This is a genomic window from Nocardia sp. MH4 (genome assembly GCF_019266065.1).
In the GTDB taxonomy this organism is placed as follows: Bacteria; Actinomycetota; Actinomycetes; order Mycobacteriales; family Mycobacteriaceae; genus Nocardia; species Nocardia canadensis.
Genome location: NZ_LPNR01000069.1, coordinates 1 through 22,737, shown reverse-complemented (window position 1 = coordinate 22,737; position 22,737 = coordinate 1). Strand labels below are relative to the sequence as shown.

Genomic DNA, 22,737 nt, shown 5'->3' with positions numbered 1-22,737 from the left:
CTTCGGAACAGCTCCGGCCCAGTCCTTCGGTGTGGTTACCGTCGGCAGTGCGTCTTCAGCGTCTGGAAGAGCCACCTTCTGGTCTGCACCGCCGGGTCCGACTGATCACCCCTCGAGACCGGTCGGACCCGGTTGTTCCGGTGTCTGGAGAAAGGATGCGATGCCCGTCTCGAGAGGTTCTTAAGAACAACTTGTCAGCACAGGCCGGTTCATCGGCGATGATGGAAGTACCGACAAGATGGAGAGCGACGATGGAGACCTTGATCGTCTGGTTGCTGGCGAGCCTGCTGTACTGGTTCAGCAACTTCTGACCGAAATGACATCGATGGCGCGGACCGAGTTCCGCTCCGCGCCAACCTATTTCCTGCGGACACGACGCGAGGCAGGTAGGCCTCTCGGCGTACCTGCCTCGCTGTCGCTTCGATCGGCGGATCAGCCCTCCCGGCCGGCCCGCACCCCCTCCTCGACGCGCTTACCCAGATCGGCGTCGACATTGCGCCAGTACTCGAATACCCGGCTCAGGACCGGCTCGGTGACCCCGGCGAGCACGTGCCCGACGATATTGTCGGCCAGCCGCTCGCGGGCGGCGTCGTCGAGGACCTCCCGCACCAGCGTGCCCGCCTGGGTGAAGTCGCCGTCCTCGGCGTGCTGGATGTAGCCGGCCCGCACCATCGACGGGTCGAACTCCCAGAGCCCGCCGTCACCGGCCCGCGCCGGATCGGCGTGCGGACCGCCGTAGGAGTTCGGCGCGTAGACCGGCACGTCGGCGGGGTTGTACTCGTACCGCATCGCGCCCTCCTTCGAATAGGAGTTCACCTCGGCGGCCTTGGCCCGGTTCGGCGGCAGCTGCGCGTAGTTGGTGCCGATCCGGTAGCGGTGCGCGTCGGCGTAGGCGAAGACGCGGCCGAGCAGCATCTTGTCCGGCGAGAAGCCGATGCCGGGGACGATGTTGGAGGGCTCGAACGCGGCCTGCTCGATGTCGACGAAGAAGTTGCCCGGATTGCGGTTCAGCGTCCACTTGCCGACCTCGATCAGCGGGTAGTCCTGCTGCGACCACACCTTGGTCAGATCGAACGGGTTGAACCGGTAGCCCTCGGCCTCGGCGACCGGCATGATCTGGACCTTCAGCGTCCAGCTCGGGAACTCGCCGCGCTCGATCGCCTCCCAGAGATCCTGGCGGTGGTAGTCGGGGTCGGACCCGGCGAGAGTGTCGGCCTCGGCCTGGGTCAGGAACTCGATGCCCTGATCGGTCTTGAAGTGGTACTTCACCCAGAAGCGCTCGCCCTCGGCGTTGATCCACTGGTAGGTGTGCGAGCCGAAGCCGTCCATGTGGCGGTAGGACTTGGGCAGGCCGCGGTCGCCCATCAGCCAGGTCACCTGGTGCGCCGACTCCGGGCGCAACGTCCAGAAGTCCCACTGCATGTTGTGGTCGCGCAGGCCGCTGCCGGGCAGGCGCTTCTGGGAGCGGATGAAGTCGGGGAACTTCATCGCGTCCTTGATGAAGAAGACCGGGGTGTTGTTGCCGACGAGGTCGTAGTTGCCGTCCTCGGTGTAGAACTTCACCGCGAAACCGCGCGGATCACGCCAGGTGTCCGGGCTGCCCTGCTCGCCGGCCACGGTCGAGAACCGCGCCAGCGACTCGGTGCGCGCGCCCGGCTGGAACAGCTTGGCCTTGGTGTAGCGGCTGACATCGCCGGTCACCACCAGCTCGCCGTACGCGCCGGAGCCCTTGGCGTGCACGATGCGCTCCGGCACCCGCTCGCGGTTGAACTGGGCCAGCTTCTCGATCAGGTAGTGGTCGTGGAGCAGTACCGGTCCCTGGGTTCCGGCCGACAGCGATTCGTCGTCGCTCTCGACGGCATTGCCGGTGTTGGTCGTGGTCGGCTTGGTCATTTCGCGGCCTCCTGATTTCGACAGTCGGGGCACAACCCCCAGAAGACGACCTCGGCCTCATCGATCGCGAAACCGTGATCGTCCGCGGGCTGCAGACAGGGCGGGGCGCCGGACACACAATCGGTGTCGACGACCAGCCCACAACTTCGGCACACCAGGTGATGGTGATTATCCCCGGTCCGGGTCTCGAACCGGGCAGGCGAGCCCGCGGGCTCGATCCGCCGCAGGATCCCCGCTCGCACGCAGGCGCTGAGCACGTCGTACACCGCCTGCGTCGACACCGCGCCGAGCCGCGCCCTGGCGGCCGTCGCGATCGTCTCCGCATCCGAATGCGGTAGCGCCGCAACAGTATCCAGCACCGCGATCCGTGGTGCGGTCACCCGCAACCCCGCATCGCGCAACAGTCGGCGAGCGTCCATCTCCTCGGTGTGCACACCATCCACTCTCCCCGTTTTCTGGAATAAGTCAAGAAAACGACGAGATCAAGCAGGGTTGCGCGGATCACATCCAGGGCCTGGAATAGCCGCACCGGGGCGTTGGTTGAACACCACTGTCGGCGTCCGAACAGCCCCGGGCCTCACCCCTTTGTCGCTACGAGCGACCACTCGCCGAGAGGCGCTTGTGGGGCGTCGACACCCTGAACGGCCGCCCCCGCGGCGGCCCTTCGACTCGAACGCCGCCAGGTCTCCCTCATCGACCTGGCGGCGTTTGTCGTCTCCGGCGTGGCCGGCTCTCCGAGTCGGGGTTTTTACGGGGAGGTGAACATGCCGGTGATTAGGGGATCGAGCGGCCCCGCTATACGGGTTACGGACGGCGATGCGGGCTAGTCTCGGCCGCATGGGGCTGATCAGGGGATTTTTCGCGGGAACGGTCGTGGTTGCACTGACTTCGGGGGCGTTGGTCGCCGCGCCCGCTGTCGCCGCCCCGGAAACAGCGACGAGGTGCGCGGTGACCTCCGAGCGCGACCTCGAACGTGCCCGACCCGAGCAGGTCGGGCTCGACCCAGCCAAGCTCGACGAGGCACTGCAGTTCGCCGCGACCCGCAATCGGTTCAATGTCCAAGTGTTCCGGCACAATTGCCTGGTCGGGGAGGGCCCGCGCAACGACGAGACCGGCGATGTCGCGTGGAACATCTGGAGTGTCACCAAGTCGGTGGTGTCGCTGATCGCCGGAATCGCCTCCGATCAGGGCAAACTCGCGATCGACGCCCCGATCGACCGGTACCTGCCCGCCGGCCTCGGCGACGCGCTGCACCGGTCGATCACGGTGGAGAACCTGCTCACCGAGACCTCGGGCATGAAGGTCGGCGTGCTCACCGAGGGCGTCACCGCGGTGATCCCGGTCGACCCGAACAGCGCGGTCCAGGCGCTGGCGGTAGAGCTGACCAACCCGCCGGGCACCACGTTCAGCTACAGCCAGCGCAATGTCGACCTGCTGTCGTGGGTGATCGAACTGGCCGTCGGCGAGCCGCTGCAGCAGTTCGCGCAACGCGAGCTGTTCGACCCGCTGGGCATCGCCCGCTCCGACTACTACTGGGCGCGAGATCGGTCCGGGCACACCTATGGCTACGCCCACCTGCTGCTGCCGCCCAACGATCTGGCCAAGATCGGATTGCTCGTCGCCAACGACGGCCGGTGGGGCGCCGACCGGGTGATCTCGGCCGACTACCTGCGCAAGGCCCGCACTCCATCACCGCAGAACAGCTGCTACGGCTACCTTTTCTGGGTCGGCGCCGACTGCGCCGAGTCGCCCGACTTCCTGCCCGCCGACAGCTTCTTCATGTCGGGGCTCGCACTGCAGAACGTCTTCTTCCTGCCCGGCCTGGACCTGATGGTCATGTGGACCGGCGCGTTCGGCAACGAGACAGCGTACGGAGCGAGCGGGGTGATCGCGCATCCCGAGGAACTGCCGCACGAGTTCTTCCGCAGGCTGTTCGCGGCCTTCACCGATGCCCCGACCCCGGTCGCCGAGCCGTACGTCGAACCGCCGGTCGAGTTCGATCCGGCCCGGCTGATCGACGCCAACATCCTGCTCGCCGTGTTCGGCATCGGCCCCGGCGCCTATCCGGGCTGCACCGTCTTCGACTGCCTGAACCAGCCGCTGGCCGCGCCGTTCGCGAGCATTCCCCCGGGGTGCGCGGTATTGGTCTGCCTCGGTGACGACCCACGGACCCCGGGCATCCGGCGCTAGCCGTTCAGACGGACACGTCGTCGGCACCGCTGGGGTCGGGGTGCCGGAAGCGGGTCGGGTCCAGGTAGTCCGGTACAGCACCGCCTCGGCCGGGAGAACGGTGTCGAACGCGATCTCGCCGACGCGGTCCGGGCTGGCGAACACCGACGCCACCGCACCTTCGCGGTACTCCTGGACGGGCTGCGCCGAATCGAGTCGTGAGACGAGAAACGGGCCGGCCCACCGGATGTGGTGGACCAGCCCGTTCCAGCGAACTGCTCAGCGGTTGTTCAGCAGGACTTCCGCGATCTGAATGGTATTGAGCGCGGCGCCCTTACGCAGGTTGTCGCCGGAGATGAACAGCGCGAGACCGCGGCCGCTCGGGACGCCCGGATCCTGGCGGATGCGGCCGACCAGCGAGTCGTCCTGGCCCGCGGCGGCCAGCGGGGTCGGCACGCCGACCAGGCGCACGCCCGGCGCCTTGGCCAGCAGTTCCTGGGCCTGCTGCACCGAGATCGGTTCGGCGAACTCGGCATTGATCGACAGCGAGTGACCGGTGAAGACCGGCACGCGCACGCAGGTGCCGCTGACCAGCAGGTCGGGCAGGCCGAGAATCTTGCGGCTCTCGTTGCGCAGCTTCTGGTCCTCGTCGGTCTCGCCGGAGCCGTCGTCGACCAGCGAGCCGGCCAGCGGAATGACGTCGAACGCGATCGGGGCGACGTACTTGTTCGGCGCGGGGAACTCGACGGCGCTGCCGTCGTGCACCAGCTTCTCGGCGTCGGCGGCCACCGCGCGGATCTGCGTGGCGAGCTCCTCCACACCGGCCAGGCCGCTACCGGACACGGCCTGGTAGCTCGACACGATCAGACGCTGCAGGCCCGCCACGTCGTGCAGCGGCTTGAGCACCGGCATCGCGGCCATGGTGGTGCAGTTCGGGTTCGCGATGATGCCCTTGGGCAGGTTGCGCGTGGCCTCGGGGTTGACCTCCGAGACCACCAGCGGCACATCGGGATCCTTGCGCCAGGCCGAGGAATTGTCGATCACGGTGACACCCGCCGCGGCGAAGCGCGGGGCCTGCACGCGCGACATGGTGGCGCCTGCCGAGAACAGCGCGATGTCCAGACCCGACGGATCGGCGGTCTCGGTGTCCTCGACGACGATCTCGCCGCCGCGCCACGGCAGCGTCTTACCCGCCGAGCGCGAGGAGGCGAAGAAGCGCACCTCGTCGGCCGGGAAGTTGCGCTCTTCCAGCAGCTTGCGCATGACGGCGCCGACCTGACCGGTCGCGCCGACGACACCTACCCGTACACCCATGGTTTAACGCCCCGTTCCGCCGTGGACGACGGCGGCCTCTTCGCCGCCGAGATCGAAGGCCTTGTGCAGGACCTGCACGGCCTCGTCGAGTTCGGTGTCGCGCACGAGCACCGAGATCCGGATCTCCGAGGTGGAGATCAGGTCGATGTTCACGCCGGCGTTGGCCAGCGCCTCACAGAAGGTGGCGGTGACGCCCGGGTGCGACTTCATCCCGGCGCCGACCAGCGACACCTTGCCGATGTGGTCGTCGTAGAGGACCTGCGCGAAGCCGATCTCGTCCTGCCGCTTGGTCAGCATCTCGACCGCGCGAGCGCCGTCGGTCTTGGGCAGGGTGAAGGTGATGTCGGTCTTGCCCGTGTCGACCTTGGAGATGTTCTGCAGCACCATGTCGATGTTGATCTCGGCGTCGGCGACCGCGCGGAACACCTTAGCCGCGTAGCCCGGCTCGTCCGGCAGGGCGACGACGGTCACCTTGGCTTCGCTGCGGTCGTGCGCGACGCCGGTCAGGATTGCCTGCTCCACGGGAATGTCCTCCATCGATCCGAAAACAGTGGTGCCGATCTTGTCGGTGTAGGACGACCGGACATGAACGGGAACGTTGTAGCGGCGCGCGTACTCCACGCAGCGCAGCATGAGCACCTTCGAGCCGCAGGCCGCCATCTCGAGCATCTCCTCGTAGGAGATCTTGTCGAGCTTCTGCGCGTCGCCGACGATGCGCGGGTCGGCGCTGAAGATGCCGTCCACGTCGGTGTAGATCTCGCAGACATCGGCTTTCAGCGCCGCGGCCAGGGCGACGGCGGTGGTGTCGGAACCACCGCGGCCCAGCGTGGTGACGTCCTTGCTGTCCTGGCTGACGCCCTGGAAGCCGGCGACCAGCACGATCTGTCCCTCGGCCAGCGCCTCCTGGAGGCGGCCGGGGGTGACGTCGATGATCTTGGCGTTGCCGTGCGCGCCGGTGGTGATCACGCCGGCTTGCGAACCGGTGAACGAGCGTGCTTCGGCACCGAGCGAATGAATCGCCATGGCCACCAGCGCGTTCGAGATGCGCTCGCCGGAGGTGAGCAGCATGTCCATCTCGCGAGCAGGCGGCGCCGGGGCCACCTGCTCCGCGAGATCGAGCAGCTCGTCGGTCGTGTCACCCATGGCCGAGCAGACCACGACGACGTCGTGGCCCTGCTTCTTGGTCTCCACGATCCGTTCAGCGACGCGCCGGATCCGCTCGGCGGTAGCCACCGAGGATCCTCCGTACTTCTGAACAACGAGAGCCACGGCTAGGTCCTTCACGATCGACAATCAGGCTGGGTATCAGCGACCAAGAGTACCGGCCCAGGTCCACCGGTTTTGCCGCTACCTCCCCAGCCTGTGGAAAACGACACAGGCTCGTCACCTGTGGATAACCGTCGAAATCAGGCCCGGACGAACCAGGTGACCTGCGTGCCGTTGTCGAATTCCTTGCGCCGCACCGGAGTGAAAGATGTCGGTTTGAAGACGCCGGTGAACGCGTGCACGCCCGCGCCCGCGATGACCGGGTAGCTCTTGATGACCATCTCGTCGATCTCGTCGATCAGCTGACCGGCCAGGTTCCCGCCGCCACACAGCCAGATGTCGCCGCCTTCCTGCCGCTTGAGTTCGCGAACCAGCTCCGCGGGGTCGCCGGAGACGATCTCGACGCCGGGGTGATCGGCCTGCGCGAGCGAGGACGAGACGACGTACTGCTTCAGGTGCGAGAACGGGCTCTCGACGTGCTCGCCCGGGAGGATGTAGGTGCCGCGACCCATCAGCACCGTGTCCCAGTTCTTGGCCGGCAGCTCGGGGTCCATGCCGATGTGCGGCCGGAGATGGGTCGGGATCGAATCGGGGAACTCGGCCGTCATCCATTCCATGTAGTTCTGCGGCGTCGGATAGAAGTCGACCTCGCCGCCGGGACCCGCGATGTAGCCGTCGAGCGAGACACCGATGTAGTAGACAAGCTTTCGCATGGGTACCGCCTAAGTTGTTGTACTCTGATTGAAGTGGTTTGAACGTAGTACTACAGACGGAGTGGTGTCAAGTGCGAACTAATCCCGAACGACGGCAGGCGCTGCTCGACGCGGCGATCGAGGTGCTGGCGGCCGAAGGCGCGCGCGGCCTCACCTTCCGCGCGGTGGACAAGCAGGCCGGGGTGCCCGTCGGCACCGCGTCGAACTACTTCACCAGCCGCGACGAGCTGCTCACCCAGGCAGGCACCCGCTTCTACGAGGTGGTCCAGCCGAGCGAGGAGACGATGGCGCTGGTGAGCGAGGGACCGAAGACGGTCGAGAACATCACCGCGCTGATGAAGGAGGTCGTCGGCCGGCTCGAATCGCACCGCACCGCCTACCTCGCGCTGCTCGAACTGCGGCTCGAGGCGACCCGGCGTCCGGAGTTGCGCGAGGTGCTCACCGAGCGGGTCAGGGCCGACCTGGATTTCAACGTCCGCAACCACCTGGCGTCGGGCCAGCCGGGCGACGAGGCGTCGGTACTCCTGCTGTATCTGGCCCTGAATTGGCTCATCGTCGAGCACCTCACCCTGCCCGGTATCTTCACCGAGCAACAGAGCATGGAGCTGATCGAAACCGCCGTCGAGCGGGCGATACGCCCCTGACCCGGTCATTTGTCCAGACCATAGACGTGTTGACGATCACTGGTACACGTGTGCACAATCGGGCGCGAAGACAGCGGGGGTTTCGGAGGACAGGCAAGATGCGCTCGAAGATCGACATCCGATTCACCGTGGATGCTCCCGTCGACCAGATCATGGATGCGTTGCTCGCCGTCGATCTCCTAGCCGAGTGGTCGACCAACTACAGCGACGTCCGCGTCGGCCCCCGCGACGCCGACGGCAGGCCGCGCCGGGTCTTCGTCACCGCGACCTTCCTGGGCAACTCCGACGCGCAGGTCCTCGAATTCTTCTGGGAACACAACCGGGTGTCCTGGGAGGTCGTCGACAGCAGCCGCGGCTCCAAGGGCAGCGGCTCGTTCGACCTGGTCGAGGGCCCCGAGGGCACCGAGATCGACTATCACGTCGAGATCCAGCTGCCGCTGCCCATCCCCGGCATCCTGTTCAAGCGCACCCTGCGCAAGATGAGCGATGAGATCGTCGCGAACTTCATCGACTTCGCCGAACGGTATCCCGAGGTCCACCGCTACGGCGTCGGCTAGCGGTTGCGCCGACGGCGAAAGCCGCGTCCGTTCCGCGCGGGCGAGCACGCCGGGTGCGACGATGAGCGCATGATCGGTACTCGACGGGTTCGGTTCCAGCAGGTGGCCGAAGGCGCCTCGGTGACCCAGCTCGAACTGTTCTTCGACCTCGTGATCGTCTTCGCCTTCACTATGGTGACCGCGCTGGCCGCCGACAACCCGACCGGCGCCAACGTGGTCCGCGCGGCCCTGGTGCTGGCGCTGATGTGGTGGCTGTGGATCGCCTACTCGTGGCTGGGCAATGTGGTCAGGGCCGACGAGGGCATCGCCCGGGTGGCGATGTTCGTCGCGATGGGCGGCGCGTTCATCGCGGCGCTGACCATTCCCGAGGCGTTCGAGGACCTGAGCGGCGGCTGGTTCGGTCCGCTCGTCTTCGCCATCGCCTACCTGGTGGTGCGGCTGGTGCACGTCTCGATCTTCTGGGTGATCAGCGCCGAGGACTCCCAGCTGCGCGGCCAGGTGTTGCGCTGGGCGCTGGGCTCGATCACCCTCGGCACCGCGTTGCTCGTCATCGCCGCGATGACCGACGGCCTCACCCAGATCGTGCTGTGGCTGGCCGCGATCATCGGCGACATGGTCTGGACCTGGTTCGCGGGCACCGACTGGCGGATCAACTCGGCCTCGCATTTCGCCGAGCGCTACGGGCTGATCGTCATCATCGCCCTCGGCGAGTCCATCGTCTCGATCGGCATCGGGGTGGCCGGCCTGCCGATCTCCTGGCCGATCGCGCTGGGCTCGATGCTGGGGCTCGCGGTGTCGGGCCTGCTGTGGTGGCTGTACTTCGACGTCGCGGCGATCTCGATCGAGCACGCCTTCGCCCATTCCCGCGGCGCGCACCAGATCAAGATCGCGCAGCGCAGCTACACCTACGGGCACTTCCCGATCATCGCCGGCGTCATCGCGCTCTCGCTGGGATTGAAGAAGGTGCTGTACTACGTCGGCGACGCCTCGCATCACAAGCTCACCGACGCGCTGCACGGCATTCCGCTGGCCGCGCTCTTCATCGGGCCCGCGCTGTTCCTGCTCGGCGTCGTCGCGGCGAAATACTATGCGACCAAGGAGATCTCGATCGCCCGGGTGATCACCGCGGTCCTGCTGGTCGCGGTGATCCCAGTGGCGACGCACCTGCCCGCGCTCGCCGCGCTGAGCCTGCTGTGCGCGCTGCTGGCCCTACTGGTGATCTTCGAGACCATTCGGTACGCGACCCCGCGCGACCAGATCAGGCACGCTTGATCCGACCGAGGTGGTGGCGCACGCCGTGCTCGGCGGGCGTCGCCCCTCGGTGCGACGGCGGCACCCTGACCCCGGCGCGCACCGCGTCGTTGATCTGATCGAGGTTCTCCCGCAGCATGTCGGCGACGAGTTCGTCGGTGCGCGGGTCGTCGAGCAGCTGGCGCAGCATCCGGTACACGGTGTCGGCGACGAGCCGGATGATGTCGTCGTGGAACGGGACGTAGCGCAGTTTGCTGGTCGTCGGGTCGTTCTTGATCAGGTCGACGATCATCTGGTCGACCTCGGCGTGGTTCTCCTCGAGCGCCGCGGCGATGTTCTTGGTGTAGTGGCCCGCCCGCAGGACCTTGGAGACCTCGTCGAGGATCGCGATCGTCATCGGGCGCTTGATCACGTCGACGATGGTGCCGACGAAACGGTTCACGATCGTCGCGGTGACCCGCTCCCCCAGCGCGCGGTCGGCGACCCGGCCGAGCCGGATCAGGATAACCACGATCCGCAGCAGCCGGAACCCGCGGAAGATCGGGCTGGTCACCGGGATCATGCCGAGCACTTCGTACCAGTAGATGAACGGGAAGCTCCACGGCCAGCCCGCCCGGCGCCAGCGCCAGAGGAACTCGATCAGGAAGATGCCGCAGATCGTCCAGTCGGCGACCACGATCGCGTGATACGTCGTCCCGGAGACGGGAAAGAAGGTGATCCAGACGACCAGCGCGACCGAGATGATCGCCAGGACCAGCATGAACAGGTCGGTCCGTAGCGATGGCGTCTTCGAGCGTACGTCCGGCAACGCCTCGACCCGCTCGATGCCCGGTGAGGCCACCTCGGTACTCCCTTCGAACGCCATCGTCCTTGCCGAGCGTAACGGCCGGTCGACGCGGATCGGTCACATTGCGCGCGACGGTCCGCGCGAGTGTCAGCGACCGGCGCCGATGACGGCCGCGATATTGCGTTCGGCCAGCGCGGTGATCGTGAGCGAAGGGTTGACCGTCGCGGTGCTGCCGGGGATCGCCGCGCCGTCCATCACGTAGAGGCCAGGGTGCCCGTGCACACGGCCGTAGGCGTCGGTCGCCTTGCCGAGCACCGCGCCGCCCAGCGGATGCGCGGTGAACTGGGCGTTCGCGTCGTAGCCGAGCGCGCCGTACTCGGCGACCGCGCCCGCGCGTTCGGCGATCCGGTGATCGACCGCGCGCGCCGCGTCGACGACGGCGTCCTGCGCGGCCGCCGACCAGCTCAGCCCGACGCCGCCGCCGGCGTGATAGCCGAAACGGGCCCTGGTCGGGTCGAGGACCATGCCGAGCGAGGCCAGCGCGCCGGTCTCGAACGGAATGCCCGGGATGTACCAGTTCTCCAGAGTCAGCGGGACGCGCGACTCGTCGAAGACGCGGCTCGCGCTGGGCACGCCCTGGCCCTGACCCGCCACCGCGCTCGCGCCGCGCGCCAGCACCACGTCACCGTTGGTGCCCCAGCCGTCGCCGATGTGCTCGTTGAGGTTGGGCAGCGCGCCGGTGGCCTGGGCGCGCACCAGCAGCTCGGAGGTACCGATCGAACCCGCGCCGAGGAACAGCTTGTCGCAGGTCAGCGTGCGGGTGCCGAGGTTCTGACCGGTCGGGGCCAGTTTCGTCACCGTGACCACGAACTTGCCGCTCGCCTCCTGGGCGATGGCGTCGACGCGGTGGCCCGGGTACACCTGCGACTTGCCGGTCTCCCTGGCGTAGCGCAGATAGTTCTGGTTCAGATCGAACTTGGCGCCGTTGGAATTGCCCAGGTTGGAGCGGGCGGCGGTAGCCGAGGCGCGGGAGGTGCCCGCCAGCTCGCTGCGCAGCACGTCCCAGGTGAAGATCGAATCGTTGGCCACCGGCTGGTAGCCCGCGGCGCGGACCTGGTCGTCCCAGGCGCGCGAGTGCGCGAACGGCGTGGAGTGGTAGATGTCGGCGGGCATCGGATCCAGGCGCAACATCTCGCGCACGCGCGGGTAGTAGACGCGCTCGAGCTCGCCGTAATCGACGACGCCACCGAAGACGTGGTCGAACAGCTTGCGCTCGGGCGCCACCATCGCGCCGGTGAAGATGACCGAACCGCCGCCGACCGCGGCGGCGCGCCACACGTCGATGCCCGGGTACTCGGTGACATCGAGGACGCCGCCGAATGCGCCGAAGCTCATCGGCACCTTGGTGACGCCGGTGAAGCTGGTGCGGTGCCAGAAGCCGCGGCCGTCGGGCAGGTCGTCGCCGGTGAAGATCTCCCGCCACGGGTCGTTGGGCCAGCGCGAACCGCGCTCGAGCACGGTGTTGGCGATCCCGGCCTCAGCCAGCCGCAGGGCGGTGACGGCGGCGCCGAAGCCGGAACCGATGACGATGGCCTCGGTGTGCGCCGGTGCGTCGGGGAGGGGTTCGAAGATCTCCGGTACCCAGGTCCGGAACATCGCCTCGCGCGGATCGGCCGAGGCGGCCGTGGTCGTCAGCGTCGTCCCCACGGCACCGGCGATCGTCGCCAGTCCCGCCGCCTTGAAGAAGGCACGTCTGTGCACCAGGCCACCTCCCTCATCACGCATGGCCGAGCGCAGGATACCCCGTGTGAAACGCCAATGGTGTTCAACGGAGGGGCGTTTGGTCGTAGTCACAACCGGTGGGCGGGCCACATGAAGCGGCCCAGACTCAGCCCGCCGTCAGCAGCCGGATCACCGCGATCGTGCCGACGACGACGATCACCGCGCGCAAGACGTTCGGCGGCAGCTTGCGACCCACCTTCGCGCCGAGCTGGCCACCGATGATCGAGCCGACCGCGATCAGCGCGACGGCCTGCCAGTTCACCTCGGCGATGGCGATGAAGATCGCCGCCGACACCGCGTTCACGATCAGCGCCAGCACGTTCTTCACCGCGTTGAGCCGCTGGATGTCCTCGTGCACGAAGACCCCGAGCAGGCCGAGCAGCAGCACGCCCTGGGCGGCGCCGAAGTAGCCGCCGTAGATGCCGGTGCCGAACACCGCGACCAGCAGGATCGGGCCGCCGTGCTCGGGAGTGGCCGCGTCACCGTCGGCCCTGCGCCGCTTCACCCAGGCCGCCAGCCGGGGCTGCACGACCACCAGGATCAGCGCGGCGATGATCAGCACCGGCACGATCGCCTTGAAGGCCTCCGCGGGCATGACGAGCAGCAGGATCGCGCCGGTGATGCCACCGAGCAGCGAGGCGGTGCCCAGCTGCAGCAGTCGCGACCGCTGCCCGTCCAGTTCGCGGCGGTAGCCGATCACCCCGCTGACCGAGCCGGGGACCAGACCGATCGTGTTGGACACGTTCGCCGTCACCGGCGGCAAACCGAAGGCAAGCAGCGTGGGGAAGGTGATCAGGGTGCCGGAGCCGACGATCGTATTGATGCCACCCGCGGCGATGCCCGCCGCGAGAATGGCCACTTGCTGTAACCAAGTCATTCGAGTTCCTTTGTGACGTCTCGTCGGACGCGATGGTCCGTACAAGCGTGCGATTCGCTGAAAACCGTACCGCTCGCTTACTACCGGCCGGTTTCCCCAGGCCGCTTACCAGCGGGGTAGGGCACGCGGTATCCTCGAAGGATCATGCAGCGGGCACTTCTTCTCGGCCGCCGCGACGGGTTCTGATACGGACCGGCTCCCGTCGCGGGGTTCCAACGCGCCGGTCGACCCGCTCCCACCAGGGAATCCACCTCACCCACGGAGAAACTTGCATGTCCTCGGCTGACGCATTCGTATCCGCTTCGCGCACCATCACGGCCCCCGGCAAACCCGCACCGGCCGACCAGCCCGCCTGGAACCATCAGAAGAACTCGTCGATGCCGTCGTTCCGGTACCGGCCCTTCGCCGAAGAGGTCGAGCCCATCTCGGTGCCCGACCGCACCTGGCCCGACAAGATCATCGATCGCGCGCCCGCGTGGTGTGCCGTCGACCTGCGCGACGGCAACCAGGCCCTCATCGACCCGATGAGCCCGGCCCGCAAGCGCCGCATGTTCGACCTGCTCGTCCGGATGGGCTACAAGGAGATCGAGGTCGGGTTCCCGGCCGCCAGCCAGACCGACTTCGACTTCGTCCGCGAGATCATCGAGGACGGCGCGATCCCCGACGACGTCACCATCCAGGTCCTGACCCAGTGCCGCGCCGAGCTGATCGAGCGCACCTTCGAGGCCTGCAACGGCGCCCCGAACGTGATCGTGCACTTCTACAACTCCACCTCCATCCTGCAGCGTCGCGTCGTCTTCCGCGCCGAGCGGGACGCGGTGAAGAAGATCGCCACCGACGCCGCCGCGCTGTGCCTGGAGATCGAGAAGAAGTACCCGGACACCGCCTGGCGCTACGAGTACAGCCCGGAGTCCTACACCGGCACCGAGCTGGACTACGCCCGCGAGGTCTGCGACGCGGTCTCCGAGATCATCGCGCCGACCCCGCAGAAGCCGCTGATCATCAACCTGCCCGCGACCGTCGAGATGGCCACGCCGAACGTGTACGCCGACTCGATCGAGTGGATGCACCGCAACCTGGCCCGCCGCGACTCGATCGTGCTGTCGCTGCACCCCCACAACGACCGTGGCACCGCCGTCGCGGCCGCCGAGCTGGGCTACCAGGCCGGCGCCGACCGCATCGAGGGCTGCCTGTTCGGCAACGGCGAGCGCACCGGCAACGTCTGCCTGGTCACCCTGGGCATGAACATGTTCTCCCGCGGCATCGACCCGCAGATCAACTTCTCCGACATCGACGAGGTCCGTCGCACGGTGGAGTACTGCAACCAGCTGGCCGTGGCCGAACGTCACCCCTACGGCGGCGACCTGGTCTACACCGCGTTCTCGGGCAGCCACCAGGACGCCATCAACAAGGGCCTGGACGCGATGAAGGCGGCCGCCGACGCGCAGAACGCCGACGTCGCCGACATCACCTGGGAGGTCCCGTACCTGCCGATCGACCCGAAGGACGTCGGCCGCACCTACGAGGCCGTCATCCGGGTGAACTCGCAGTCCGGCAAGGGCGGCGTCGCCTACATCATGAAGACCGACCACGGTCTGGTGCTGCCGCGCCGGCTGCAGATCGAGTTCTCGCAGGCGATCCAGGCGATCACCGACGGTGAGGGCGGCGAGGTGACGCCCAAGGAGATGTGGGACGTCTTCGCCACCGAGTACCTGAACCCGATCCTGCCGCTGGAGCGGATGCGCCAGAAGGTGACCGCGTCGGAGACCGACGGCGGTGTCGACACCATCGTCGCCACGGTCAAGGTCGACGGCGTCGAGCAGGAGATCACCGGGTCCGGCAACGGCCCGCTGGCCGCGTTCGTCGACGCGATCGCCACCGTCGGCTTCGACGTGCGGGTGCTCGACTACAGCGAGCACGCCATGTCCGCCGGTGACGACGCGCAGGCCGCCGCCTACGTCGAGGTCGCGATCGGCGACAAGGTCGTGTGGGGCGTCGGCATCGCCACCTCCATCACCACCGCGTCGCTGCGGGCCGTCGTCTCGGCGGTCAACCGGGCCGCCGCACGCTAGTTCGCCGACACGAAGGCCGGGCCCGCAGCACGCGGACCCGGCCTTCGCCGGTTGTGCACACTGCCGAAAGGGCTGTGGACAACTCGGGCCCGACCGGTCGGCTTCGGTACGGATCTACCGGTTGAGCTGCGCGCATGCCCGCTCACAGCCGCTCCGGAGCCTGCCGCCCCCGGCGCGCGGAAATTAGCACCGTGCTAGCGTTTTGGTGCACATTCAGCGCCGAGCTTCCTGCTCGTTCATCGGGCAAAGTGGGGGAACTGTGACCAACAACGACCATAATCCGACGTCTCCGCCCTGGCTGCAGAGTCCGTCGGCTGAGACGGCCGACGCTGCGTCCGGATCCGCCGGAGTGCAGACGGCCACCGACGACGACCTCGAGCCGACAGGCGCCGCGGGCGAGCAGGCAGACGAGCCCGCCGAGCCGCAGCCCGCCGAGGCGGCCGTGGCCGAGCCGCAGGCCGGACTCGCCGAGCAGACGGTGTTCCAGCCGGGTGGATTCGTGCCAGGCCCCTTCGCGCCGAGTCAGTATCCGGGAGCGCCCGATTCGTACCAGAGCGGTGGCGCGCATCCGGTGGCGCACGGCCCCGAGCAGCAGCCGTGGCCGGGTCAGCCCGGCCCGGGCGCCGAGCAGCCGTGGCCCGGTCAGCCCGCCCCCGGCGCCGAACAGCCGTACCCCGGTCCGCAGGCGACCGGTGAGCAGCCGTATCCCGGCCCGTACCCGGGCGCGCCCGAGCAGCCGCAGTTCCCCGGGCCCGAGCAGCAGCCCCAGGGACCCCAGTCCGAGCCCATCTACAGCTGGGCGCCTCCGCCGCCGCCGATGTACCAGCCGCCGATGCAGGGCGGCATGCCGCCCGGTCAGCCGGGGCAGCCGGGTCCGCTCGGCCCGCCGCCCGGTCAGCCGCAGTGGCAGGGCGGGCCTGCGCCGCAGCATCAGCCGTTCCAGCCGCAGCACGTGCCCGCCCCCGGTCAGCCCGGCCATTCGGTCAACGACCTGAACCTGCTCAAGCGGGCCCGCAAGGCGCCGCGCAGCGGATGGCGGCGCGCCGTGCACAAGGCCTCCGGCGGCATGATCAACCCGGGTGAGTCGGCGGCCGACGTCGTCCACCGCGATCTCGCCGAGCGGGTCAACCAGCCGGTCCGCGGCGACTACCGGATCGCGATCCTCTCGCTCAAGGGTGGCGTCGGCAAGACCACCACCACGGTCGGTCTCGGTTCCACCTTCGCCTCGCAGCGCGGCGACCGCGTCATCGCGATCGACGCCAACCCCGACCTGGGCACCCTCGCCCACCGGGTGCCGCGGCAGACCCGCTCGACGGTGCGCAACCTGCTCGAGGACCAGAACATCACCCGCTACTCGGATGTGCGCGCGCACACCTCGCAGGCCCCGAGCCGACTGGAAGTGCTTGCCTCCGAGCAGGACCCGGCCGTGTCGGAAGCCTTCAGCGAGGCCGATTACCGCAAGGCGATCGGCATCCTGCAGTCGTTCTACAACATCATCCTGACCGACTGCGGCACCGGCCTGATGCACTCGGCGATGTCCGGCGTGCTGGACATGGCGAGCTCGCTGGTGCTGGTCACCTCGCCCGCGATCGACGGTGCGCGCAGCGCGTCGGCGACGCTGGACTGGCTCGACCACCACGGCTACAGCAAGCTCGTCGAGCGCACCGTCGTCGTCGTGAACGCCTCGCGTCGTGGCGCGTCGACGGTCGACCTGGACCAGCTGCGCAAACTGTTCCTCGACCGCACCCGCGCCGTGCAGATCGTCCCGTTCGACGATCACCTGGCCGAGGGCGCCGAGATCGACCTCGAGCTGGTCAGCAAGCCGACCAGGCGCGCGCTGCTCGAACTGGCCGCCATGGTCGCCGACGATTTCGGCTACCACGGACAGCAGCAGGGCCAGCAGTACCCGCCGCAGGGTCAGCCCTACCCGGGTCAGCCGTACCAGCCGGGGCAATTCTGAGATAGCCGAAGGTCGTGGGGGGAACATGTCCGAGGTCGATGCCGCGCGCCATCTCGCCGACGTGGCGGCGGGCGCGGGGCTCGGTAACCACCGGGCGGCCTACACACCGGCCGTGATGGCGTGGAGCCGGATTCGTGTCCTCGGGATCGTGGCCGGTGTCGCGCTCGCGACGACCGCGCTGGCCTTCGTCATCGATCAGGCCGGGATCGCCTGGATCACCGGGCTGACCGCGATCGGCACGGGGTTCGGGTTCGTGCTGGCCACGGCGCAGGCGTGGTGGCACGAACGCGAGACCGTGGGCAACCGGCTCGCCGTCTACGACCACGGTTTGGTCGCGGTGGTGGGCGGGCGCACCAGCGTCGCGCGGTTCGACTCGACGACGGTGCGGCAGAAGATCGTCGGCGAGCACACCGACGGTGGCCCGATCATCACCGTCCACACCTACACGCTGACCGATCTCGCCGGTCAGCCTTTCGTGCTCGACAGCTCGTTCATCCAGGCCGAGCAGTGGGGCCGGTGGATTCAGCAGGCCGTCACCGCGGCCCAGCTGCCGCGGGCGCTCGCGGCGGTGCGGGCCGGTCACCGCCTCGGCTTCGGCGATATCTGGCTGACCGCGAACGAGATCGGCGCGCGCAACAAGAGCGTGCCGTGGCACCAGGTGCAGGGCCTGCGGACGGTCTCGGGCTACGCCGAGATCGCCGTCGAGGGCGCGTGGTTCGGGCTGAACTCGACCTCGATCGCCGATATCCCCAACTTCTACGTCCTGCGCGCGCTGGTCGATCGGCTGCGCGCGTCGGTCAGCTCGCGCTGACCTGCACGGCCGCGGCCTCGAAGGCGTCGAGCACCGCGGCGATGGCGGGCCGCCGGTGCGCCTGTGGCCGGGTGAGCAGTTCGTACACCCGGGCCGCGCGCACCCCCGCCAGCCGCAGTACCGACAGCCCGGGATGCGCGACCGCGAAGCGGGGCATCAGCGCCACGCCGTAGCCCGAGGCCACGAGCGTCTCGATGACCCGGAACTCGTTGAGCCGCTGCGCGATCCGCGGCCGCACCCCGGTGATGGTGGCGATCGACTCGAGCACGTCGTCGACGGGGAATCCGCCCCGCACGCTCACCCACGTCTCGTCGGCAAGCTCCTCGGGGCGGACCGCCTGCCTGCCCGCCAGCGGGTGCGTCGCCGCGACGACGACGTCGATCGGCTCCCGCATCAGCACCCGCGCCGAGAGCCGTGGACCGGCGGGCGAGGGCGCGCGTTCGTCGCGATGGGTGAGCACGATGTCGTAGTCGGCCAGCAGTTTGGGCGCTGCCGACGGCGGTAGGTCCTCATCGCCCGCGACGATCCGCACGCCGCTGTCGGACAGCGCGGTGAGCACCGGCGGCAGCAGCAGCGCGGCGCCCGAGGGGAACGACGCCACCCTGACCTGCCCGCGCGGCGAGCCGCGGTAGTGCGCCATCTCGGCGGTCGCGCGCTCCATCGCGGCGAGCACATCGTCGGCGCGCAGCACGAGTGCCTGGCCGGCGTCGGTGAGCCGCACCCGTCGCCCGTCCGGCTCGAGCAGCGCGACGCCCGCTTCCCTGGCGAGCACCTTCAGTTGCTGTGACACCGCCGAGGGCGTCATCGACAGCGCTTCGGCGACGGCGGCGACCGTCCCGCGATCGGCCAGCTCGCGCAGAATTCGCAGTCGGTCGATGGAAAACATGAAGTAAATCTACTTTGTTGATCCACTTTTATTCGATTGTGCTGATGCTTCGCCGAACGCACGATTAGCACTGTGACCACCCGCGACCGCCTGCTCGGACTGACCGTCGTCGTGCTCTGGGGCCTGAACTTCCTGGCCATCCGAATCGGCCTCGATCATTTCCCGCCGTTCTTCTTCGCCGCGCTGCGGTTCGCCGTCATCGCGATCCCCGTGCTCGTCTTCATTCCCCGCCCCGCCGTGCGCGTCCGCTGGCTGCTGCTCTACGGCACCGGCTTCGGCATCCTGCAGTTCGCGTTCCTGTTCACCGCGATGCGCATCGGCATGCCGACCGGGCTCGCCTCGCTGGTGCTGCAGTCCTCCGCGCCGTTCACGGTGGTGCTGGGCGCGGTGCTGCTGCGCGAGCGGCTGCGGCCGGTGCAGGTCGCGGGGCTGGCGGTGGCGGTACTCGGCATGATCGTCATCGGCGCCGATCGGCTGGCGCACGCCACGTTGCTCCCGGTGCTGCTGACGCTGGCGGGCGGGCTGGGGTGGGCGTTCGGCAATATCGGCGCGCGCCAGGCCGGCGCCGACTCCCCCGGATTCGATCCGCTGCATCTGACGCTGTGGATGTCGGTGATCCCGGTGCTGCCGCTGCTGGCGCTGTCGATGGCTGTCGAGGGGCCTGACACCGGTTTCCGCGCGCTCGGCGGCGCGGTCTCCTCGACCGCCGGGCTCCCCGCGCTGGCCGCGCTCGCCTATATCGCGATCCTCGCGACAGTCTGCGGATCGGGCCTGTGGACGTATCTGATGAGCCGCTATCCGGCGGGCACGGTGGCGCCGTTGTCGCTGCTCGTCCCGGTCGTCGGCATCGGCGCGGCCTGGGTGGCGCTCGACGAGCAGCCGTCGGTGGCCGCACTCGTCGGCGGGGCGATCGTGATCGCGGGTGCCTTCGCCGCGACGACCACCCGGCGGGTGCGCGGGATTGCGGATCCGGTTCCCGGCCGCGGCCTGGTTCAGGTCTGACGTCCAATTCAGCGCACAATCGCGCAGGCTCTGGCTAGCATGTGACCGATCGCGCGATGCGTTTTCCGCGCGACCGGTCGGTTTCGAGCTCGGGCGAACGACATGCAGGTCGCAACAGCCAGGTCTTCGCCGCGCTCTAGAGTGATAGCAAATCGCAGGCAATAACTCGAGCAAGGCAGCTGAACAGCATATGGCGCAACGGTGGCCCGTCTCGCGGAGAACATTTCTCCGCGGCACAGTCGCAGCGGGGGTGGTATCGGCAGGGGCCGTGGCGGGCACGCCGGGTGTTGCGCTGAGCGCGCCTCCCGGCCGCCGGGTCGCGGTCCTCGGCGGCGGCGTCGCCGGGCTGACGGCCGCGCACGAGCTGGCCGAACGCGGTTTCGAGGTCACCGTCTACGAGGCCAGGGCCTTCGGCGGCAAGGCGCGCAGCGTGTCGGTGCCGGGCACCGGCCGCGACGGCAGGCCCGATCTGCCCGGTGAGCACGGCTTCCGCTTCTTTCCCGGCTTCTATCAGAACCTGCCCGACACCATGCGCCGGATCCCGGTCGCCGGCAATGCCGACGGCGTGTGGAGCAACCTGCTCACCGTGCCGGAAGCCAGGTTCTCCCGCCGCGACACCGACGACATCCTGCTCGCCCTGCCCGACGGCTTCACCAACCCGAACACCCATCCGGACGCGATTCGGGAAACCCTGGCCGCCACCATCTCGACGATGACGAAGATGCCGCCCGCCGAGGTCGCGTACTTCGCCAATCGGCTGCTGGTGTTCAACAGCAGCTGCGACGCCCGCCGCTTCGGCCAGTGGGAGCACACCTCCTGGCAGGACTTCGTGCACGGGAACGAGCGCTCGCACGAGTTCCGCGCGATCGTCTCCCGCTCGCTCACCAGCATCATGGTCGCGGCCAAGGAGGACCTGGCCAGCACCCGCACCATCGGCAGCATGGGCGAGCAGTTCCTCGGCAATCCGCTCGGCCTCGGCAACGACGGCGGCCTGGACCGGGTGCTGAACAACGCCACCAATATCGCCTGGATCGACCCGTGGGTGCAGCACCTGCGCGGACTCGGTGTGCGGTTCGAACTCGGCGCGCGCGTCGAGGAACTCGTCGTGCGCGACCAGCGCATCGGCGCCGCGCGGATCACCGACGCCGGCGGCGCCCGCACCGTCGAGGCCGACTATTTCGTCACCGCGCTGCCGGTCGAGCAGGCCCGCAAACTCTGGTCGCCGCGGGTACTCGAACTGGCCCCGGAACTGGCGGCGACCGATCGCCTGTTCGTCGACTGGATGAACGGCATCCAGATCTATTTCCGTTCCCCACTGCATATTTCGCGCGGCCATACCGCGTTCGTGGATTCACCGTGGTCGCTCACCTCGATCAGCCAGAACCAGTTGTGGACCCACAAGCTGAATACGTTCGGCGACGGATCGGTGGCCGACTGTCTGTCCGTCGACATCTCCGACTGGAATACCCCCGGCATGCTCTACGGCAAGCCCGCCGTGGAATGCACACACGAGGAGATCTTCCGCGAGGTCTGGGCCCAGCTCGCCGCGCACCTCAACGACCGCGAACAACTGCTGCGCCCCGCCGACGTCCATTCCTGGTTTCTCGATCCGGGGATCACCTGGCAGGGCAGCCGGAACGCGAATGCCGATCCGTTGCTCATCAATACCGCGGGCTCCTGGGACGCACGACCGGAGCCGCACGGATCGATCGAGAATCTGTTCCTGGCAGGCGATTACGTGCGCACCGATGTCGACCTGGCGACCATGGAGGGCGCCAACGAATCGGCGCGCGCCGCGGTCAACGCGCTGCTCGACGTCTCGGGCTCATCGGCCCAGCGCTGCCGCACTTTCCGGCTGCGCCGCACGCCGGAACTCGAGCCGCTGCGGGTGATCGACGCCGATCGCTACGCTCGGGGATTGCCCAATATGTTCGACGAATAGTTGTGAACTGTTAGAACGACCAGAACGCGCGTTGCTTCTGCGTCCGGTTCCGCCGACAATAACGACCGTCTGTTCGAAACTTGGTGTTAGCGGGGGGATTTCTGGTGAATCTGCGCGTGCTCGGCTCGATCGCGGTAGCGGCGGCGGTGCTGGCCGGCTGCGGTCCGGTCGGTCCGCCCGGAATCGAATTCGGCGCGGCCGCTCCGGACAGCCGACCGATCCCCGTGACACTGCCCGCCACCGTCGAGAATTGGCCCGACGCCTGCGCGGTGCTCACCGACGCCGAGATCACCGCGATCCTGCCCCAGGCCACCCATCTGAAACGCACACCGCAGACCGTGCAGCTCGTCGACGAATCGGTGCGCAATATCGCCCAGGGCGGTTGCCTGTTCACCTTCGATCTGCCCGACCGGCCCGCGTCCTCGGGCAATACCAAGATCACCGTGATGTTCTCCTCGGTCGGCGAGGAATCCGCCGTCACCGCCTACTACGCCGATATGAAGCGCTTCACCGGCGATCCGGTGGCCCCGGCCGAGTGGGGTGCCACCGAATGCACCTACGGCAAGATCATCGAATCCACCGTGGCCTGTCATCGGGGGAATTTCGCGTTCGCGGTCAGCGGCGACTCCTCGGTCAGCGGCCTGGACAACTCCGCGCGCTTCCAGATCTGGCGCGACGAGGTCACCGCCGAGATCGTCCGCACCCTCGTCGCGCGAATGAGCTGACCCCCCGCTCGATCATCCGGCTCACGCCACCGGCGCGAATGAGCTGACCCCCCGCTCGATCATCCGGCTCACGCCACCGGCGCGAA

At 68.3% G+C, this 22,737-nt stretch carries 19 protein-coding genes; 10 read left to right on the top strand and 9 right to left on the bottom strand.

The features are described 5' to 3' along the window. Nucleotides 1-432: 432 nt before the first annotated feature. Together ATM97_RS06160 and ATM97_RS06155 are read right to left on the bottom strand one after the other, a co-directional pair. Nucleotides 433-1,893, bottom strand: a complete 1,461-nt coding sequence (locus tag ATM97_RS06160; RefSeq protein WP_218716970.1) for a catalase — start codon at nt 1,891-1,893, stop codon at nt 433-435. Continuing rightward, complete coding sequence (locus ATM97_RS06155; RefSeq protein WP_218716984.1) at nt 1,890-2,312, bottom strand: Fur family transcriptional regulator; 423 nt, start codon at nt 2,310-2,312, stop codon at nt 1,890-1,892. Before ATM97_RS06155 ends, ATM97_RS06160 begins: the two co-directional genes overlap by 4 nt. A 418-nt stretch (nt 2,313-2,730) precedes the next feature. Between ATM97_RS06155 and ATM97_RS06150 the strand changes: the two genes are divergently transcribed. Beyond that, on the top strand, nt 2,731-4,083 hold the full coding sequence (locus tag ATM97_RS06150; protein WP_218716969.1) for a serine hydrolase: 1,353 nt from the start codon (nt 2,731-2,733) through the stop codon (nt 4,081-4,083). Between the two features lie 258 nt (nt 4,084-4,341). On the opposite strand, the gene ATM97_RS06145 is transcribed toward ATM97_RS06150, so the two are convergent. The 3 genes from ATM97_RS06145 to ATM97_RS06135 form a co-directional block, all read right to left on the bottom strand. Then, nucleotides 4,342-5,376 carry an aspartate-semialdehyde dehydrogenase gene (locus tag ATM97_RS06145; RefSeq protein WP_218716968.1) on the bottom strand — a complete coding sequence of 345 codons (1,035 nt, stop codon included), beginning with the start codon at nt 5,374-5,376 and terminating at the stop codon, nt 4,342-4,344. Between the two features lie 3 nt (nt 5,377-5,379). Then, nucleotides 5,380-6,645 carry an aspartate kinase gene (locus tag ATM97_RS06140; protein ID WP_218716967.1) on the bottom strand — a complete coding sequence of 422 codons (1,266 nt, stop codon included), beginning with the start codon at nt 6,643-6,645 and terminating at the stop codon, nt 5,380-5,382. Between the two features lie 137 nt (nt 6,646-6,782). Further along, complete coding sequence (locus ATM97_RS06135; RefSeq protein ID WP_218716966.1) at nt 6,783-7,355, bottom strand: dihydrofolate reductase family protein; 573 nt, start codon at nt 7,353-7,355, stop codon at nt 6,783-6,785. Between the two features lie 71 nt (nt 7,356-7,426). Between ATM97_RS06135 and ATM97_RS06130 the strand changes: the two genes are divergently transcribed. The 3 genes from ATM97_RS06130 to ATM97_RS06120 all read left to right on the top strand — a co-directional run bounded on the left by ATM97_RS06130 (nt 7,427) and on the right by ATM97_RS06120 (nt 9,828). Continuing rightward, entirely contained in the window at nt 7,427-7,999 is a 573-nt protein-coding gene (locus ATM97_RS06130; RefSeq protein ID WP_218716965.1) for a TetR/AcrR family transcriptional regulator, read from the top strand. 98 nt (nt 8,000-8,097) lie between these two features. Beyond that, a complete protein-coding gene (locus ATM97_RS06125) occupies nt 8,098-8,556 on the top strand; it encodes an SRPBCC family protein (protein WP_218716964.1) in 459 nt (152 codons plus the stop codon). Nucleotides 8,557-8,625: 69 nt separating this feature from the next. Next, the gene (locus tag ATM97_RS06120; protein WP_218716963.1) at nt 8,626-9,828 is read left to right on the top strand and encodes a low temperature requirement protein A; all 1,203 of its coding nucleotides are present in this window, start codon (nt 8,626-8,628) and stop codon (nt 9,826-9,828) included. Here ATM97_RS06120 and ATM97_RS06115 read toward each other — a convergent pair. The 3 genes from ATM97_RS06115 to ATM97_RS06105 form a co-directional block, all read right to left on the bottom strand. Further along, on the bottom strand, nt 9,815-10,672 hold the full coding sequence (locus ATM97_RS06115) for an ion transporter (protein ID WP_255587252.1): 858 nt from the start codon (nt 10,670-10,672) through the stop codon (nt 9,815-9,817). The two genes, ATM97_RS06120 and ATM97_RS06115, sit on opposite strands and share 14 nt — an antisense overlap. 69 nt (nt 10,673-10,741) lie before the next feature. Continuing rightward, entirely contained in the window at nt 10,742-12,355 is a 1,614-nt protein-coding gene (locus ATM97_RS06110; protein WP_218716962.1) for a GMC oxidoreductase, read from the bottom strand. 127 nt (nt 12,356-12,482) lie between these two features. Continuing rightward, nucleotides 12,483-13,253, bottom strand: coding sequence for a sulfite exporter TauE/SafE family protein (locus tag ATM97_RS06105; protein WP_218716961.1), 771 nt, complete (start codon nt 13,251-13,253; stop codon nt 12,483-12,485). A gap of 272 nt (nt 13,254-13,525) precedes the next feature. Between ATM97_RS06105 and leuA the strand changes: the two genes are divergently transcribed. The 3 genes from leuA to ATM97_RS06090 all read left to right on the top strand — a co-directional run bounded on the left by leuA (nt 13,526) and on the right by ATM97_RS06090 (nt 18,096). Further along, on the top strand, nt 13,526-15,325 hold the full coding sequence (leuA, locus tag ATM97_RS06100) for a 2-isopropylmalate synthase (protein ID WP_218716960.1): 1,800 nt from the start codon (nt 13,526-13,528) through the stop codon (nt 15,323-15,325). Nucleotides 15,326-15,674: 349 nt separating this feature from the next. Next, a complete protein-coding gene (locus ATM97_RS06095; protein ID WP_218716959.1) occupies nt 15,675-17,285 on the top strand; it encodes a MinD/ParA family protein in 1,611 nt (536 codons plus the stop codon). Nucleotides 17,286-17,310: 25 nt separating this feature from the next. Then, entirely contained in the window at nt 17,311-18,096 is a 786-nt protein-coding gene (locus ATM97_RS06090; RefSeq protein ID WP_218716958.1) for a DUF6585 family protein, read from the top strand. Here the strand turns inward: ATM97_RS06090 and ATM97_RS06085 are convergent. Beyond that, entirely contained in the window at nt 18,083-18,982 is a 900-nt protein-coding gene (locus tag ATM97_RS06085; protein ID WP_218716957.1) for a LysR family transcriptional regulator, read from the bottom strand. The genes ATM97_RS06090 and ATM97_RS06085 overlap by 14 nt on opposite strands. A gap of 72 nt (nt 18,983-19,054) precedes the next feature. Here ATM97_RS06085 and ATM97_RS06080 point away from each other — a divergent pair, with 72 nt between their 5' ends. From ATM97_RS06080 to ATM97_RS06070, 3 genes are all read left to right on the top strand, one after another. Continuing rightward, nucleotides 19,055-19,984, top strand: a complete 930-nt coding sequence (locus ATM97_RS06080; RefSeq protein ID WP_218716956.1) for an EamA family transporter — start codon at nt 19,055-19,057, stop codon at nt 19,982-19,984. A 190-nt stretch (nt 19,985-20,174) separates the two neighbouring features. After that, nucleotides 20,175-21,926, top strand: coding sequence for an FAD-dependent oxidoreductase (locus ATM97_RS06075; RefSeq protein ID WP_255587248.1), 1,752 nt, complete (start codon nt 20,175-20,177; stop codon nt 21,924-21,926). 104 nt (nt 21,927-22,030) lie between these two features. Further along, nucleotides 22,031-22,651, top strand: a complete 621-nt coding sequence (locus ATM97_RS06070; RefSeq protein ID WP_218716955.1) for a hypothetical protein — start codon at nt 22,031-22,033, stop codon at nt 22,649-22,651. Nucleotides 22,652-22,737: the final 86 nt, after the last annotated feature.

Excerpts from the sequence above, each read along its gene's own strand:
- ATM97_RS06160 (WP_218716970.1), bottom strand. The coding sequence starts at position 1,893 with ATGACCAAGCCGACCACGACCAACACCGGCAATGCCGTCGAGAGCGAC.
- ATM97_RS06155 (WP_218716984.1), bottom strand. The coding sequence starts at position 2,312 with ATGGACGCTCGCCGACTGTTGCGCGATGCGGGGTTGCGGGTGACCGCA.
- ATM97_RS06150 (WP_218716969.1), top strand. The coding sequence starts at position 2,731 with ATGGGGCTGATCAGGGGATTTTTCGCGGGAACGGTCGTGGTTGCACTG.
- ATM97_RS06145 (WP_218716968.1), bottom strand. The coding sequence starts at position 5,376 with ATGGGTGTACGGGTAGGTGTCGTCGGCGCGACCGGTCAGGTCGGCGCC.
- ATM97_RS06135 (WP_218716966.1), bottom strand. The coding sequence starts at position 7,355 with ATGCGAAAGCTTGTCTACTACATCGGTGTCTCGCTCGACGGCTACATC.
- ATM97_RS06125 (WP_218716964.1), top strand. The coding sequence starts at position 8,098 with ATGCGCTCGAAGATCGACATCCGATTCACCGTGGATGCTCCCGTCGAC.
- ATM97_RS06120 (WP_218716963.1), top strand. The coding sequence starts at position 8,626 with ATGATCGGTACTCGACGGGTTCGGTTCCAGCAGGTGGCCGAAGGCGCC.
- ATM97_RS06115 (WP_255587252.1), bottom strand. The coding sequence starts at position 10,672 with ATGGCGTTCGAAGGGAGTACCGAGGTGGCCTCACCGGGCATCGAGCGG.
- ATM97_RS06105 (WP_218716961.1), bottom strand. The coding sequence starts at position 13,253 with ATGACTTGGTTACAGCAAGTGGCCATTCTCGCGGCGGGCATCGCCGCG.
- leuA (WP_218716960.1), top strand. The coding sequence starts at position 13,526 with ATGTCCTCGGCTGACGCATTCGTATCCGCTTCGCGCACCATCACGGCC.
- ATM97_RS06090 (WP_218716958.1), top strand. The coding sequence starts at position 17,311 with ATGTCCGAGGTCGATGCCGCGCGCCATCTCGCCGACGTGGCGGCGGGC.
- ATM97_RS06085 (WP_218716957.1), bottom strand. The coding sequence starts at position 18,982 with ATGTTTTCCATCGACCGACTGCGAATTCTGCGCGAGCTGGCCGATCGC.
- ATM97_RS06075 (WP_255587248.1), top strand. The coding sequence starts at position 20,175 with ATGGCGCAACGGTGGCCCGTCTCGCGGAGAACATTTCTCCGCGGCACA.